Source organism: Rhodococcus sp. MPR-R1B (assembly GCF_058793255.1).
This window is the reverse complement of record NZ_JBXAFO010000012.1, coordinates 133,293-147,422: the sequence shown is the minus strand read 5'-3', so window position 1 is coordinate 147,422 and position 14,130 is coordinate 133,293. Positions and strand designations below refer to the sequence as shown.

13 protein-coding genes are annotated in these 14,130 nt (G+C 63.1%); 3 read left to right on the top strand and 10 right to left on the bottom strand.

Features of this window, described 5'->3' with window-relative positions; genetic code table 11:
* Window positions 1-142: 142 nt before the first annotated feature.
* The 6 genes from ccsB to hemL all read right to left on the bottom strand — a co-directional run bounded on the left by ccsB (window position 143) and on the right by hemL (window position 6,267).
* Window positions 143-1,105 carry a c-type cytochrome biogenesis protein CcsB gene (gene ccsB, locus AC1Q61_RS18455; RefSeq protein ID WP_047268895.1) on the bottom strand — a complete coding sequence of 321 codons (963 nt, stop codon included), beginning with the start codon at window positions 1,103-1,105 and terminating at the stop codon, window positions 143-145.
* Complete coding sequence (resB, locus tag AC1Q61_RS18450; RefSeq protein WP_042453041.1) at window positions 1,102-2,766, bottom strand: cytochrome c biogenesis protein ResB; 1,665 nt, start codon at window positions 2,764-2,766, stop codon at window positions 1,102-1,104. Before resB ends, ccsB begins: the two co-directional genes overlap by 4 nt.
* Complete coding sequence (locus AC1Q61_RS18445) at window positions 2,763-3,611, bottom strand: cytochrome c biogenesis CcdA family protein (protein WP_007735278.1); 849 nt, start codon at window positions 3,609-3,611, stop codon at window positions 2,763-2,765. The genes resB and AC1Q61_RS18445 overlap by 4 nt, the downstream gene beginning before the upstream one ends.
* Window positions 3,612-3,613: 2 nt before the next feature.
* Complete coding sequence (locus tag AC1Q61_RS18440; protein ID WP_007735280.1) at window positions 3,614-4,219, bottom strand: TlpA disulfide reductase family protein; 606 nt, start codon at window positions 4,217-4,219, stop codon at window positions 3,614-3,616.
* Entirely contained in the window at window positions 4,216-4,875 is a 660-nt protein-coding gene (locus AC1Q61_RS18435) for a histidine phosphatase family protein (RefSeq protein WP_003941868.1), read from the bottom strand. The genes AC1Q61_RS18440 and AC1Q61_RS18435 overlap by 4 nt, the downstream gene beginning before the upstream one ends.
* Before the next feature lie 66 nt (window positions 4,876-4,941).
* Complete coding sequence (gene hemL / locus AC1Q61_RS18430; protein WP_037129903.1) at window positions 4,942-6,267, bottom strand: glutamate-1-semialdehyde 2,1-aminomutase; 1,326 nt, start codon at window positions 6,265-6,267, stop codon at window positions 4,942-4,944.
* Window positions 6,268-6,377: 110 nt separating this feature from the next.
* On the opposite strand from hemL, the gene AC1Q61_RS18425 reads away from it, so the two are divergent.
* Together AC1Q61_RS18425 and AC1Q61_RS18420 are read left to right on the top strand one after the other, a co-directional pair.
* On the top strand, window positions 6,378-6,725 hold the full coding sequence (locus tag AC1Q61_RS18425; protein WP_007735283.1) for a hypothetical protein: 348 nt from the start codon (window positions 6,378-6,380) through the stop codon (window positions 6,723-6,725).
* A 59-nt stretch (window positions 6,726-6,784) separates the two neighbouring features.
* Window positions 6,785-8,716 carry an acyl-CoA dehydrogenase family protein gene (locus tag AC1Q61_RS18420; protein WP_024487810.1) on the top strand — a complete coding sequence of 644 codons (1,932 nt, stop codon included), beginning with the start codon at window positions 6,785-6,787 and terminating at the stop codon, window positions 8,714-8,716.
* A 40-nt stretch (window positions 8,717-8,756) separates the two neighbouring features.
* Here AC1Q61_RS18420 and AC1Q61_RS18415 read toward each other — a convergent pair whose 3' ends face one another.
* Window positions 8,757-9,773 (bottom strand): ABC transporter permease, encoded by a 1,017-nt coding sequence (locus AC1Q61_RS18415; RefSeq protein WP_215515742.1) that lies wholly within the window; start codon window positions 9,771-9,773, stop codon window positions 8,757-8,759.
* Window positions 9,774-9,904: 131 nt separating this feature from the next.
* On the opposite strand from AC1Q61_RS18415, the gene AC1Q61_RS18410 reads away from it, so the two are divergent.
* The gene (locus tag AC1Q61_RS18410) at window positions 9,905-10,465 is read left to right on the top strand and encodes a TetR/AcrR family transcriptional regulator (RefSeq protein ID WP_042925640.1); all 561 of its coding nucleotides are present in this window, start codon (window positions 9,905-9,907) and stop codon (window positions 10,463-10,465) included.
* Here AC1Q61_RS18410 and AC1Q61_RS18405 read toward each other — a convergent pair.
* From AC1Q61_RS18405 to AC1Q61_RS18395, 3 genes are read right to left on the bottom strand one after another with little or no spacing between them, the layout of a single operon-like run.
* Entirely contained in the window at window positions 10,456-11,331 is an 876-nt protein-coding gene (locus tag AC1Q61_RS18405) for a TIGR03619 family F420-dependent LLM class oxidoreductase (protein ID WP_042925641.1), read from the bottom strand. The two genes, AC1Q61_RS18410 and AC1Q61_RS18405, sit on opposite strands and share 10 nt — an antisense overlap.
* Window positions 11,328-12,986: an ABC transporter substrate-binding protein gene (locus AC1Q61_RS18400; protein ID WP_215515741.1), complete on the bottom strand. Its 1,659-nt coding sequence runs from the start codon at window positions 12,984-12,986 to the stop codon at window positions 11,328-11,330. Before AC1Q61_RS18400 ends, AC1Q61_RS18405 begins: the two co-directional genes overlap by 4 nt.
* A 24-nt stretch (window positions 12,987-13,010) precedes the next feature.
* Window positions 13,011-14,072 carry a DUF1214 domain-containing protein gene (locus AC1Q61_RS18395; protein WP_042925645.1) on the bottom strand — a complete coding sequence of 354 codons (1,062 nt, stop codon included), beginning with the start codon at window positions 14,070-14,072 and terminating at the stop codon, window positions 13,011-13,013.
* Between the last annotated feature and the right edge of the window lie 58 nt (window positions 14,073-14,130).

The window sequence follows — 14,130 nt, the reverse complement described above, 5'->3', positions numbered from 1 at the left end:
TCGCCGCTCCCCCTCGTCGATCCCACAGCTACCAGACAGCTAGTAATTCGCCAAGCTGCATCGTAACTGTTGCCCGCCCCTGACGTACCTACCGGTAATACCTACAGACCGGTCGGCAGCCACCCACGGTACCTCGAGAGGATCAGGTGAGTCCCGCGTAGGAGTGCAAGCCGGAGACGACCATGTTGATGATGAAGAGATTGAACAGCATCGCAACAAAACCGGCGATGTTGATCCAGGCGGCCTTCGTCTCCCGCCACCCGGAGGTTGCCCTCGCATGCAGGTAGGCCGCGTAGATCACCCAGGCGATGAAGGACATCGTCTCCTTCGGATCCCAACCCCAGAAGCGTCCCCACGCAGCTTCCGCCCAGATGGCACCGAGGATGACGCCGGCGCCGAACAGCGGAAACGCGATGATCGTGCTCTTGTACGCCAAGCGGTCGAGAGTCTGGGCATCCGGCAGTCGCTCTGCGATCCGGCCACCGATGCTCGTGCCTTCCTCACCGGGCGGGAACTTCAGTCGCAGCAGGAACAGAAGGCTCGCGATACCGCCGATCATGAAGATTCCGGAGCCGACGCTGACGATCGTCACGTGAATCGGAAGCCAGTACGAGCGTAGCGCCGGCACCACGGGAGCCGCGTCGGCGTAGAGGACCGTGCCGGCGAGGAACATCAAGATCAGAACCGGCACCAGCAAGAAGACCCACATCGGACGGTACGCCGGCTTGATCAACAGGACGTGCCCGACCAGCAACGACGCCGCACACGCCATCGCCACGAATTCGTACATGTTGCCGAGCGGGAATCGTTCCGTCGCAAATCCGCGGAGCACGATCGACGCGATGATCAGCACCGTTCCGACGACCAGGACAGCTCGGCCCATTCCGCCGAATCGTTCCGAGAGCGACTTGCTCGGAGTCTCCGCGACCCTGCCAGGCACGGATGCGTCGACACCGCCGGCGGAGACCAGTTCCTTGTCCTGAACCGCCTTTGCTCTGGCCGACGCGTACTGCACGATGAGCAGCACAAACGCCAGCACGAGCACGGTGAAGGCGGACTTGAAGGCCCAGTCGCTGTACTGCGCGAGTGTCTCGTTCGTTGTCATCGGGCGTTCTCCTGCGCGTGCGGTTGGTTCACCGCGGTGGTCGGATTGCTTTTCAGCAAGCGGTCGGCGAGGCGGTCGAACTCGTCGCCCCAGCCTGCGTGGTCGGTGCGGGCAAGCCCACCAAGTTCTACTACAGTACGTCGTTCGTCATCTGGATAGATACGTGCCCAGACGCGGCGACGCTTGATCACGAGCGAGACGAGTAGGCCCGCCATCATGGTCAACGCCGAAACCAACACCCACACCTGAGCGGGATCGTGGGAGACCTGCAGGTTCACGAAGTCGACGGCACCATCGAATCGCACCTGGGTTCCGTCGGCAAGCGTCGCGCTCTCCCCCGGAAACAGATTGACTCGATCCTGCTTGACCAGTCGGCCCTGATTGATCAGTTCGGTGTTGAGTTCGAACAGCGATTGCGGGTTACCGGTATCGAGTCCGGTGTCCCCCTTGTAGATGTCGATGGCGACTGCCGGATCGTTCATCGCCGGGTAACTCGACGACAGCAGGTTGCCGTGGAACAGCGCGGTGGGCGCGAACAATCCTTCGATGGCAATCTGATTCTTCCGACGCTCGTCCGCATCGGGATACATGCCGCCCGGCGGGTCGAAGCGCATCGCGCCACTGCTCAGGAACGTCGTGGCGTCGTCCGGACGCCACTGGAGCGTCTCGGTGCGGGTCTCACCGTTCGGGAACGTGACGGTGAACGTCGGCGCGTATCCGTGTCCCTGCAGGTACACACGATCGCCGGCGATCCGCAGCGGGTGGTTCACCTGGATGGTCGTGTCCCGCCAGGTATCGGACTCGAGGTCGTCGCCTGCCTGGTACGAGATGTCCGAGGTGAACATCTCGGCCTGACCGGTCTCGAGGTAGTCGGCCTGGAAATTCTTCACACGTACACACAGCGGGGTCATGCCGGTGCCGTCGAGGCTCAGACCGGCGACGAAGGAGTCGAACACTGCCGGCGAGGTCGTGCAGAACCCGGGGCCGTCGTTGGCGATGACGATGCGATTGCCCTCGTAGCCGAACAACTTGCCCGCGGCGATCGCGATCAACAATCCGACCAGCGAGAGGTGGAACACGAGGTTGCCGAACTCGCGGAGGTATCCCTTCTCCGCCGAGATGGTGATCTCGCCTTCGCGTCGTGATTTCGAATCGCCGCGACGCGTTTCGACGCGCCACCCGCGCAGTTCTTTCGACACCCGGGCAGCAAGTTCGTCGGGAGTCTCGCCGTCCACGACGCTCGTGGTGTGGTGCGGCAGGCGAGCAAGATTGCGCGGCGCATTCACCGGACGGGTGCGCAGCGCCTTCGCGTGCTCCACGCAACGCGGCAGGATGCAGCCGACCAGCGAGATGAAGAGCAATGCGTAGATCGCGGTGAACCAGAAACTGCTGAACACGTCGAACAATTCGAGGCGGTCCATCCACGGACCGAGCGTCGGACGCGCGGCGATGTAGTCGGTGACCTTGCCCTCGTTGAGGGTTCGCTGTGGCAGCAGGGCGCCGGGGATCGCAGCGAGCGCGAGGAGGAACAGCAGTACCAGCGCGGTCCGCATCGAGGTGAGCCCGCGCCAGGTGTTGCGCCCGAGTGCAACGACTCGACCGATCACCGACTGCTTCGGCAGCACGGGTTTCGGGTGGTCGTTATTGTCGTCAGCTGTCATATCGGCAGCGTCACCTCCGAGATAAATGCGTCGCGAACCCAGCCGACGAACTGGTCCCACGCGCCGGTGACGAGGGCGATTCCCACTGCCACCAACATGATTCCGCCGAAAATTTGAATGGTGCGTGCATTACGACGCAACCAGCCGACGCCGGTCAGCGCGCGCGCCGATCCCAGCGCCAAGATGATGAACGGCAGGCCGAGTCCGATGCAGTACGCGACGATCAACGTGACACCACGCGCGGCGGTCATCCCGTCGGTTCCCGCCGCTACGGACATCACGCCTGCCAATGTCGGACCGAGGCACGGCGTCCAGCCCAGAGCGAACACTCCCCCGAGCAGCGGCGCACCCACCAGTGACGACACGCGACGCGGTTCGAAACGAACGTCCTTCTGCAGCGCCGGAATCAGCCCGATGAAGACGAGACCCATTGCGATGGTGACGACACCGCCCACTCGCATCAGGACCTCGCGGTTGACGAGCAGCGTGGAGATCACGCCGAATACCGACGCGGTCGCGAGGACGAACACAACGGTGAAGCCCGCGACGAACAGTCCGGCCGCACCGGCCACCCTCAGTCGACTGCTCCGGGTGATCGTCCGCGTCTTCGCCTCTTCGGCGGTGATCGCGGGAGCGTCGGCACCGACGACGCCGGCCAGGTAGGACAGGTAGCCGGGAACGAGCGGCACGACGCACGGTGAAGCGAACGACACCAGACCGGCGAGCACACAGGCGCCGAGGGCGAGCAGAAGCGGACCGGACGACGCCGCGTTCTGAAACGCTTCGCCCACACCGGCACTCAATGTGTCGCTGCCGGCCAGCAGCGTAGTGGTCGTGGTTGTCATCTTTACTGCGCGTCTTCCTGAGCTACTCGCTGGACGACGGGCAGTAAATCCTCGGCGAGAAGTTCTTGGAGGAACACCGCGGCGACGCGATGCTGGCGGTCCAGGACGATCGTCGTCGGAATGACCGACGTGGGGTAGCCGTCACCGAGGGCGATCAGCGAACGCATCGACGGGTCGTAGATCGACGGGTACGAGACCTTGTTGTCGACCACGAAGTCCTGCGCTTTGTTCTTGGTGTCGTCGCGGACGTTGATGCCGAGGAACTGCACGCCCGAATCCTTGGTCTGCTCGTAGACCTGTTCCAGGTCGTCGGCTTCGGCGCGGCACGGTCCGCACCACTGACCCCAGACGTTGAGAACGACGACCTTGCCCTCGAAGTCCTCGACACCGACCTTCTGACCTTCGTTCATCAGATCGGGCCCGGAGAGCTTGCCGATGGTGCCTCGGTCGGACGGCGGATCGTAGAAGATCTTGGTTTGTCCGCCCGGTGAGACGAAGTCGAAAGTTCCGCCCTGTGCGACGGCGTCGTCGCCGGTCGCGCAGGACGAGAGAAGAAGCATCGCCGACGCAGCGGCTGCGAATGCTGCGGCGATGCGGCGCGAAATCATGCTCCTGTCACTCTCGGGTCGGAGGCGCCGGCAGGTTCGGAGTAGACGATGTCGACCAGGGTGTCGCCTTCGTAGACCAGTGACGTCAACGACGCCAGTCCACACTGACGGTGACGGGGATCGTGCCACAGACGCTCACCCTGCAGGAATCGACGCAGAGTCCAGACCGGAAGCTGATGGCTGACGACGACGGCTTCGTGTCCGACTGCCGCGACGCGTGCGGCATTGACGGCTGCGAGCATGCGATGCGCGATCTGCAGGTAGGGCTCGCCCCAGGACGGGGTGAACGGGTCACGCAGTTTCCACCAGTGACGCGGACGCGAGAGCGCACCGTCCCCGACGGCAACCTTGAGACCCTCGAACTCGTTGCCTGCCTCGATCAGGTTTTCGTCCGTGACGATGTCGAGCTTGTGTGCCTCGGCGATCGGAGTCGCGGTCTCTTGCGCCCGCTGCAGCGGCGACGCGACCACGTGGGTGATGTCGTGATCGGCGAGCACCGACGCGACCGCACGAGCCTGAGCTTCGCCCGCCACCGACAACCGGAAGCCCGGGAGCCGTCCGTAGAGGATCCCGCGCGGGTTGTGTACTTCGCCGTGGCGCAGGACGTGGACGATGGTGCGGGTGGACGTGTGGTCGGGGTGATCGGCGTCGGTCACAGTCGAGGGTCCTCGCTGAAGATGATGGATGTCGGAAGCGTGCGGGTGTTCTGGAATGGGAACTGGTCAGGGCTTGACGGCAGCAGCTGCGGCCTTGGCTGCGTGAGGCATGGCGTCGGCGATGATCGAGAAGGCTCGATCGTCGAGGGCTGCGGAGACGAACCACGCTTCGAACGCGCTCGGCGGCGGGTACACGCCGCGGGAGAGCAGTGCGTGGAAGAAGGCGGGGAATCGCCAGGTCTGCGCGGCTTTGGCTTCGTCGTAGTTGGTCACCGTGTTCTCGGTGAAGAACACGCTCACCAAGGTGCCTGCGTACTGCACTCGGTGTTCGACGCCTTCGGCGGTGAGTGCTTGGGTCATGAGGTCGCCGAGGGCGGTCGCGTTCCGGCCGAGCTTGGCGTACACCTCGGCGTCGGCGGCGCGCAGGCTCGCGAGTCCGGCGGCGACGGCTACGGGGTTACCCGAGAGGGTGCCTGCCTGGTAGACGGGACCGTCCGGTGCGAGGTGGCCCATGATGTCGGCGCGGCCGCCGAATGCTGCGGCAGGCAGGCCGCCGCTCATGACCTTGCCGAAGGTGTAGAGGTCGCCTGCGACGTTGTCGATGCCGTACCAACCCGAGGCACTGACGCGGAATCCGGTCATCACCTCGTCCATGATCAGGAGTGCGCCGTGCTCACGGGTGAGACGACGCAGACCTTCGTTGAAACCGGGAAGCGGTGCGACGGCGCCCATGTTTCCGGCGGCAGCTTCGGTGATGACGCACGCGATGGCGCCGGGATTGGCCGCGAAGGCCGCGGCCACCGCGTCGAGATCGTTGTAGCGCACGACGATGGTGTCTTCTGCTTGAGCGCCGGTCACGCCGGGAGAGGTCGGCAGCCCGAACGTCGCGAGGCCGGATCCGGCGTCGGCGAGAAGGGCGTCGACGTGGCCGTGGTAGCAACCGGAGAACTTGACGATCTTGGTCCGCCCGGTGAATCCGCGGGCGAGGCGGACTGCGCTCATCGTGGCTTCGGTTCCGGAGTTGACCAGGCGAACCTTTTCCACGGGCGCGACGCGGGCGACGATTTCCTCGGCGAGAGCGACTTCGCCTTCGGTCGGCGCACCGAAGGAGAGACCTCCGAGCGCGGCTTCGCGAACGGCTTCGACGACTGCCGGGTGAGCGTGCCCGAGAATCATCGGACCCCAGGACGACACCAGGTCGACGTAGTTGTTTCCGTCGACGTCGGTGAGGGTGTAGCCGGATGCTTCGCGAATGAATCGCGGTGTTCCGCCGACCGAACCGAACGCGCGGACGGGCGAGTTGACGCCACCCGGAATCACGTTGCCGGCACGTTCGAAGAGCCGAGCGGAGTTCGTTGCATGCACGTCGGGATCACCGGAAGACACAGTCACGGCTTCCAGTGTCCCAGTTCTGTCGAATCTGACAACGACAGGGTGTAGGACTTCGGTGCTCGAGGCGAGTTTTCCGGTCGAACCGGGCCCCGCGTGAGACGATTCCGGGCATGAAGCGACTGTTGACGACGCTGATGGTCTCGGCTGCGATTCTTCTCACATCGTGTGGTTCGGACGCTTCGAACGACGACAAGGCGACAGTTTCGTCGCCGCCGAGCGCCACCGACTCGGCTCGAACCACCGCGGCGACGAGCACCGACCCCGCGTTTCTCGGCGGGTGTTCGGCGGTGTCCGTCTACGTTCAGCAGCGTGTTCAGAGCGGCGACACGTCGACCCAGACGGCGGGCGCCGACTTCCTGAAGATCGTCGAGAACGACCCTTCGTACCAGGCTATGTCCGAGAGCGAGAAGGAACTCTTCCGCCAAGGAATCGAAGCGGGTGCCGCGGGCTCCTGCTGAATGTGAGGTTGGGATCGAACCGGGTTGCCCGCGGTGCGCTACGCGCTATCGTCGGTTCCATGGCCACCACAGCGGACCACCTCAGGACAACACTCGACGGACGCTGGCGGGAGGTGCGTGAGCGCGTTCGCGGCGAATTGAACGACGAACGTTTTGCTCCGCACTACACACCCAACACCGCCATTGCGCGCTCCAAGGCTCTCGAACAGATGCGGGTCCTCGCCGATCTCGGTTACGCCGCAAACGGTTTCGCCGTCTCTCACGGCGGAACGGGCGACGCGGGTGGCGCCGTCACCAGCATCGAGATGCTCGCGATGTCCGACCTCTCACTGATGGTCAAGGCCGGCGTCCAGTGGGGTCTGTTCGGCGGCGCCATCGAAAACCTCGGCACCGAGCGTCACCACCAGGCGTACGTCAAGCCGCTGATCGATCTGGACCTGCTCGGTTGCTTTGCGATGACCGAGACCGGTCACGGCAGCGACGTCCAGGAACTCGAAACCACGGCGACCTACGACGTCGAGACGGGCGAGTTCGTCGTCAACTCCCCCACTCCGTCCTCTCGCAAGGACTACATCGGCGGCGCTGCCCAGCACGCCACCGTCGCAGCGGTGTTCGCACAGCTGATCACCGGAGGCGAAAGTCAGGGCGTCCACTGCTTTGTCGTGCCGATTCGTGACGACGCCGGCAACGACCTCCCCGGCGTCACGACGTCCGACTGCGGGCTCAAGGGTGGACTGCCCGGAGTCGACAACGGCCGCATCGTCTTCGACCAGGTCCGCATCCCGCGTGAGAATCTACTCAACCGTTACGCCGACGTCGCCGAGGACGGCACGTACAGCTCGGCGATCGAGAACCCGAACCGTCGTTTCTTCACGATGGTCGGCACACTGGTTCGTGGACGTGTCACCGTCGGTGGTTCCGCGGCAGCGGCCGCCCGCGTCGGATTGGCCATCGCCGGTCGATACGCCCTGCAGCGCAGGCAGTTCAGTGCTCCGAAGAGTGACGACGAAGTCCTGATCATGGACTACCTCGTCCACCAGAAGCGTCTGCTGCCGTTGATCGCCCGCTCGTACGCTCTGCAGTTCGCACAGAACGAACTCGTAGCCGCGATGCACGACATCCAGAGCAGCGACGACCCAGATCCGCAGGAGCAGCGCGAACTCGAAGGTCGCGCCGCCGGACTCAAGGCCGCCAACACCTGGCATGCCACTCGGGCCATCCAGGAGGCACGCGAAGCCTGCGGCGGCGCAGGCTATCTCGCCGAGAACCGCCTCACCGCACTCAAGGCGGACACCGACGTCTTCACCACGTTCGAGGGTGACAACCACGTTCTGACGCAGTTGGTCGCAAAAGAACTCCTCACCTCCTACGCCGACGAAGTCCGCGGCATGAGCCCGGTCGACTGGATGCGCTTCGCCGCTACGACGGTCTCCGACGTGGTCAAGAAACGCACGGCAGCGCAGCAGATCCTGCAGACGATCGTCGACACTCGCCAGGACAACGAAGAGGACGGCAGCCTCTTCAATCGCGGCACCCAGATGAAGATGTTCGAAGACCGCGAAGAGTACCTACTCGCCACTGCGGCAAGGCGATTGCAGGCAGCGCAGAAGCGCGAGGAGAACCCGTTCGACGCGTTCAACTTCGTGCAGGACCACGTGCTCAAAGCCGCTCAGGCGCACATCGAGCGCGTCATCCTGGAAGCATTCGTCGCCGGCATCGACTCGTGTGAGGACGAGACCGCGAAGGAACTCTTCGGCGAGGTGTGCGATCTCTACGCACTGTCCGTGATCGAAGAGGACAAGGCCTGGTTCATGGAGCACCGGCATCTGTCGGTGGAGCGTTCGAAGGCCGTGACGCGCGGAATCAACGAGCGTTGCCGCACCCTGCGCCCCCACGTCGAGACACTGATCGACGGGTTCGGCATTCCGGACATCCTGCTGGGGTCCGCGATGCTCGACGGACCGGGCACCGACGCGGTACGGCTGAAGTAAAGGGTTCGGGTGGGGTCGGCAATCGCCGGCCCCACCACACTCAGTGCGCTGCTGCCTTTTTCGACTGGCGAGAGGCGAGCAGTCCGGTCAGGCCGAGTGCCGCGACCAGCCAGATCCCCAGAACGAGCAGGTGCGGTCCGGCGCCGCTGCCACTGAAGTAGATGACGGAGCGGATGGGCTCCATGGCTGCCGATCCGAGCCAGAACGAATGGATGTGCTGCCAGAATCCCGGCAGGAACGACACCGGAATGGCACCACCCGAACTCGGGAAGTTGATGAAAACGAGCACCGTCAGCACCGCGAAGATCGCGGCTTGGCCGAGCAGTCGATTGAGCAGGATGCTCACCGCACCGACGGTGAACGTGTAAACCATCGAGATTCCCAGCAGTTGCAGGATCTGGCCGAACGACGCCCCGAAGGCGTGCATGAAGATGCTGGTGATGCCGAAGGCTATGAGCGGGGTGAGTATCGCCGCACCGGCCAGGATCGAATACTGCTCTCGCAACCGCATTCTCGGCGCAACCTGACTGAGCACCGTGATGGTCAGGTAGCCACCGAGGGTGCAGACGATCAGGAAGTAGAAGAGTCCGACGGTCGAGGAGTCTCGCGCCGTGACAGGCGCCGAGTCGATCACCGTGACCTGCTGCCCCGTCTGCTCCGCAACCGAATGCGCCAAGCTGCTCACCACGGAAACCGTCGAGGCGCCCGCGCCGGTGGCGATATGTGCGGTCACGGTGTCACCGATCTCGATGGCGCCGATCGCATCGCGGTTGTCGATCCGAGAGAGTGCGTCGGCGGCGTTGGCTGTGGCAACGATGTCGAACTTGTCACCCGACGAAGCCTGGATTCCGTCGATCAGCGGGGCCGTGACGGACGGCGACCCGACCACCACGATCGGTGCCTGATTCGGCGTCGGCGCATGGAAGGCGCTGACGTAGCACAGGCAGAACATGATGACGAAGAACAACGGAAATGCGAGTCCACTGCCCACCATCTTCCAATTGGTCGGCGGATCGACAACTTCTTCGCTGGGTACTCGGACGTCGGTATCTGTCATATTCCACGCTCTCTTCACTAACCGCATCTAGCTGTCAACACCGTTGACAGACTCAACAGTCAACACCGTTGACACGTTATAGTCAACGCCGTTGACAACGCGGTCGGCGAGCGAGCACAGAGGTCGATGTCGTGACACCCACGAGGCACACGCCAGAGCAGAAGCAACCCTCGACATCCGAGGCGATTCGCGCGGCGGCGTTCCAACTGTTCGGCGAGCACGGGTTCGGCGGCACGTCAGTTCGCGCCATCGCCAAAGTTGCCGGAATCGATCCGGCCCTGGTCATCCGGCATTTCGGGTCCAAAGAAGCACTGTTCCTGGAAACCACGCCGGTTGCGGACTACTTCGAAGGCCAGTTCGACGGCCCACTCGACACCCTCGGTGAGCGAATCGCCGCCTTCGTCCTGGGCAAGGCCGACGCCCGGATGCTGTCGGTGTACACAGCGCTCATGCGAGCGTCGGACAGTCCACGCATCCGGGAGCGACTCCGAGACATGACCGGAGTATTCGCCACCAATCTCGCCGCTCGTCTAGACGGCGAAGACGCGTACACCCGCGCACTCCTGGTCTCCGCCCAGGTGTCCGGGCTGTTGAGCGTCCTCAGCGACGAGAGCATCCCCCAGTCCGCAGATCGCGACGAGTTGGCAAAACTCTACGGCCGGGCGATGCAGACGCTGATCGATCAGTACTGAGCGATGACCTCCTCGGCAAACCGCCGAACGGAGTCGAGTCGCCCCTGACGATCACCGGCGTCAACTCCGTAGCGATACCAGGGCAAAACTCTGATTTCCGTGACTCCGAGAGTCTCGAGTTCGCGATATCCGTCCAGATCACGAACATCCGTCGGCGAGACGTTGACGCCGAAAGGAACATCGGCACGACCGTACTCGACCCGCAATTCCGTGAGACAATCGATGGCGCAGGCTAATTTGGCTTTGGTCGTGTTCACCGACATCCAACCGTCAGCCAGCCTGGCTGCACGACGCAACCCCGGTTCGCTGTGCCCACCGATGTAGATCGGAACCGGAATCTCCGGAGCAGGACTGATCATCAGAGCGTCGAAATCGTAGTGCTTGCCGTGGTATTCGACCCATTCCGGCCCACGTCCCGCACACACCGCCTTGATGATCTCGATGGCTTCGTCGGTACGCGCGCCGCGGGTGCGCATCTCGGTACCGGTGAAGGTGAATTCCTCGGGAATCCAGGACAAACCGACGCCGAGAGCGACGCGGTTCCTCGACATCACGGCCATGGTCGCGACCTGCTTGGCTACCAACAGCGGATCGCGCAGTGGAAGTTTGAACACGTTGGTGTAGAAATGAATTCGCGATGTGACGGCCGCCATCGCCGCCATGGCAATGAACGGATCAGGCATCGGCGTCTCGGGCGCCCACATCCGCTTCCCGTCAGCAGTGTACGGGTACGGCGCCGACACCTGCTCCGGATAGAACACGGAATCCGGCATCGCGATTCCGTCGAACCCCACCTCTTCGGCGACCTGCGCCAACTCGCACAGTTCCAGGGCGTCGATCATCGCACCGGCCAAGGACCACTTCATCGTTCCACCGTTTCGCCGTTGGGCGAGATCCAAGCGCCGCCCAAGAACATGATGTCGGTGATGTTGCGTACGACGCCGTGAACATTGCCGTCCCATGCGGTCAACACCGACGCCGGCCCCCAGATCACGTAAGGCACAGTCGCGTTGGCGTACTCCTGCACCTTGCTGATCGCCTCACGGACAGCATCGTCCGTCGATGCCGTCTGCACAGCTGTGATCATCGCGTCCATCTCCGGGTCCGCGAAGCCGGACGGGTTGTTCCTCGAATCACTGGCCATACTGTTGTACAAATTGAGGTACGGCGCTTCTTCTCCGACCGGAGCGCCACCTCTGGTCATGTCGAAATCGTGGTCCTTGTATACCCGTCGAACCAGATCGGTCACATCGGTCGCGTAGTCGATGGTGACGTCGAAACCGATCGCGTTCAGCGACGCCTGAACCGTCAGTGCCGTCGCCTGTTGGCTCGGCTCCGAGGTGGTGAGGTAGCGGAGTTTCCCGTCGTACCCGTCGGACTTCGCTTGATCGAGCAGCGCCTTTGCCTTCACCTGATCGAACGGAATGCCTGCTGTGTTGTTGTACCAACGTGACGTCTGCGGGACCAGTTCGGAACTGGCGGTGCCCAATCCGTTGTTCGCCCGGGTATTGACCGCCGCCGGATCCACCCCGTAGGCGATCGCCTGACGGACGCGAACATCGGCCCCGGGCTTGCCCTCACGGTTGTTGATCGTGCCGATCCCGTTCTGTCCGGTCGGACTGAGGTAACCCGAGTATCCGTCGTCGAGAGCTTGTTCGATCACGGCCTCGTCGCGGAGGATGTACGTCATGTCGATCTGGCCGCTCTTCAACGATTCGTACTGAGACTGCGCACCCGACGTGGGAACAAACCGCACTGTGTCCAGTGGAGGTTTACCGCCCTGATAATCCGTGCGTGCGGCGAGTACCAGTTCTTCGTGCGGGGCGAACTTGGCCAAGGTGAACGGACCCGCCCCGATCGGTGTGAACGCTCTCTCCCCGGTTCCTGAAACCGACCCTGCCTCTCCCCCTGAACTTCGCGCAACGATCATTCCGGGCCCGAGCGACAACAGCGCCGGGAATTGACGCCAGGGCCGCTCGAGCACGAATTCGACTGTGGTGGCGTCGGGCGTCTCGATCCGATCCACGATGTTGAGCCAGGTCTGCGATACATCACCCTTGCCTGCCACGAATCGATCGATACTCCACTTCACCGCTTCCGCGTCGAGCGGACTTCCGTCGCTGAAGGTGAGGCCGTCAGCCAAAGTGACGGTGTACGAGGTGAAGTCGCTGTTGTTCGACAGTGTCTTCGCGAGTTGTGGCACGAAGCTCCCGTTTGTGGAGTCGCTGCGTACCAGCGTGTCGTAAATCGCGGCCATTTCGGTTCCGCCGGTCGAACCGGCGGCTTGCGTTCTCGTGGGGTCCAACGAGGAAGGGAACGAATAGGACCCGAAGGTGAGAACACCGCCGTCGATCCGCTCCCCCACATCTGGGGCGCCCACAAAACCAGCTGCGCCACTACTGCTCGGTGAAGCCGATCCCGAGTTGTCCCCACTGCTCGACGCGCAGCCGGCCAACATCAATGCACCGGCAAGCCCGAGCGCGACAAAGCGAGGGCCGAACCTAATCTTCCTGGTGTACATACGTTCCCAATCTCCGTCAGCGTGTCAGATCTTGACTACCTTCGACGTCGGGATCGGGTGCGAGTCCGCCTTGATCCAGCGCAGCGCCCATGTCCCCTCGGCATGCGAATCGGTGTCGATCCAGTTGCCATAACCCGGATCCTTCGCCGCCACGACGATTGTCATGGTGCCGTCGTCGTTGAGCTTCGCGGTGTGATTGTTGATGTAGATGTTCGTGCGGTTGTAGTCGAGGGACTCGACCCAGAAGTTCTGCAGCACGAAGTTGAAGTACTCGCAGTTCGGAACCTCGGTCTCGATGACCCACGCCTCGTCCTCGGCGAGCTTCCAGTAACCGTGGAAGTAGAAGATCGTCGGATCGCCGCCGGCATCCTGGAAGTAGTCCTGTCCCCAGTCGAAGATCTCGTTGGTGTGCGGCTGGAATTTGCGCGACCATTCCAGGAAGGTCTCCGCCATCCCCTTCACGATCCCGACGGACTTGGTGAGGCGCTCGCCGATCTCTTCCGGAGTCAACGGGACGAACTCCCCGTCCGGGTTCAGGCATTCGATGGTCAGATCACCGACAATCTCGTTGCGTCGATCCTGGTGAGTTTGCCGAACGGAGATGAGGTTGCTGTCGGGCGCCAAAGGCAGCCAAGCGCCCTCATCGGGCTTGTCGACGCTCGCGATGAACTCGAAACGGCCGTTCTCGTCGACCTCGAGGTCGTGGATATGCAGATCGCCGGTCTGCAGCATGGTGCCGTCGATGTGGTACCGATTTACGCGCGAGCCGAAGGTGATCAGCGGGACGGTGCCTCGGGTGCCGATGATCCGGTAGTTGTACTTACCGGAAATGTTGGCGCGCATGTAGACGTTGTCCGGGTTGTCGGCACCGATCTTCGTCATCATGTTCGGGTTCGGAGCCGACGAGAACTGCGGCCACCGCGGATCGGTGTACTCGACACAGTTGATCGTGCCGTACCGAAGCAACCGACTCAGGTAGCGGACGCCCTCGGCTTGAGTCAGCGGATCCTGAGGGACGATCTCGTCTTCCAGGACCTTTCCGACCTCGAGCAGATCTGCGCAGAACTTTTCCCAAACAGCATTCATGTGAATCTCCTTGTTTCGGTTGGGGCTTCGCCCTGTGCGCCTTTTTGGTAGTCGGCAC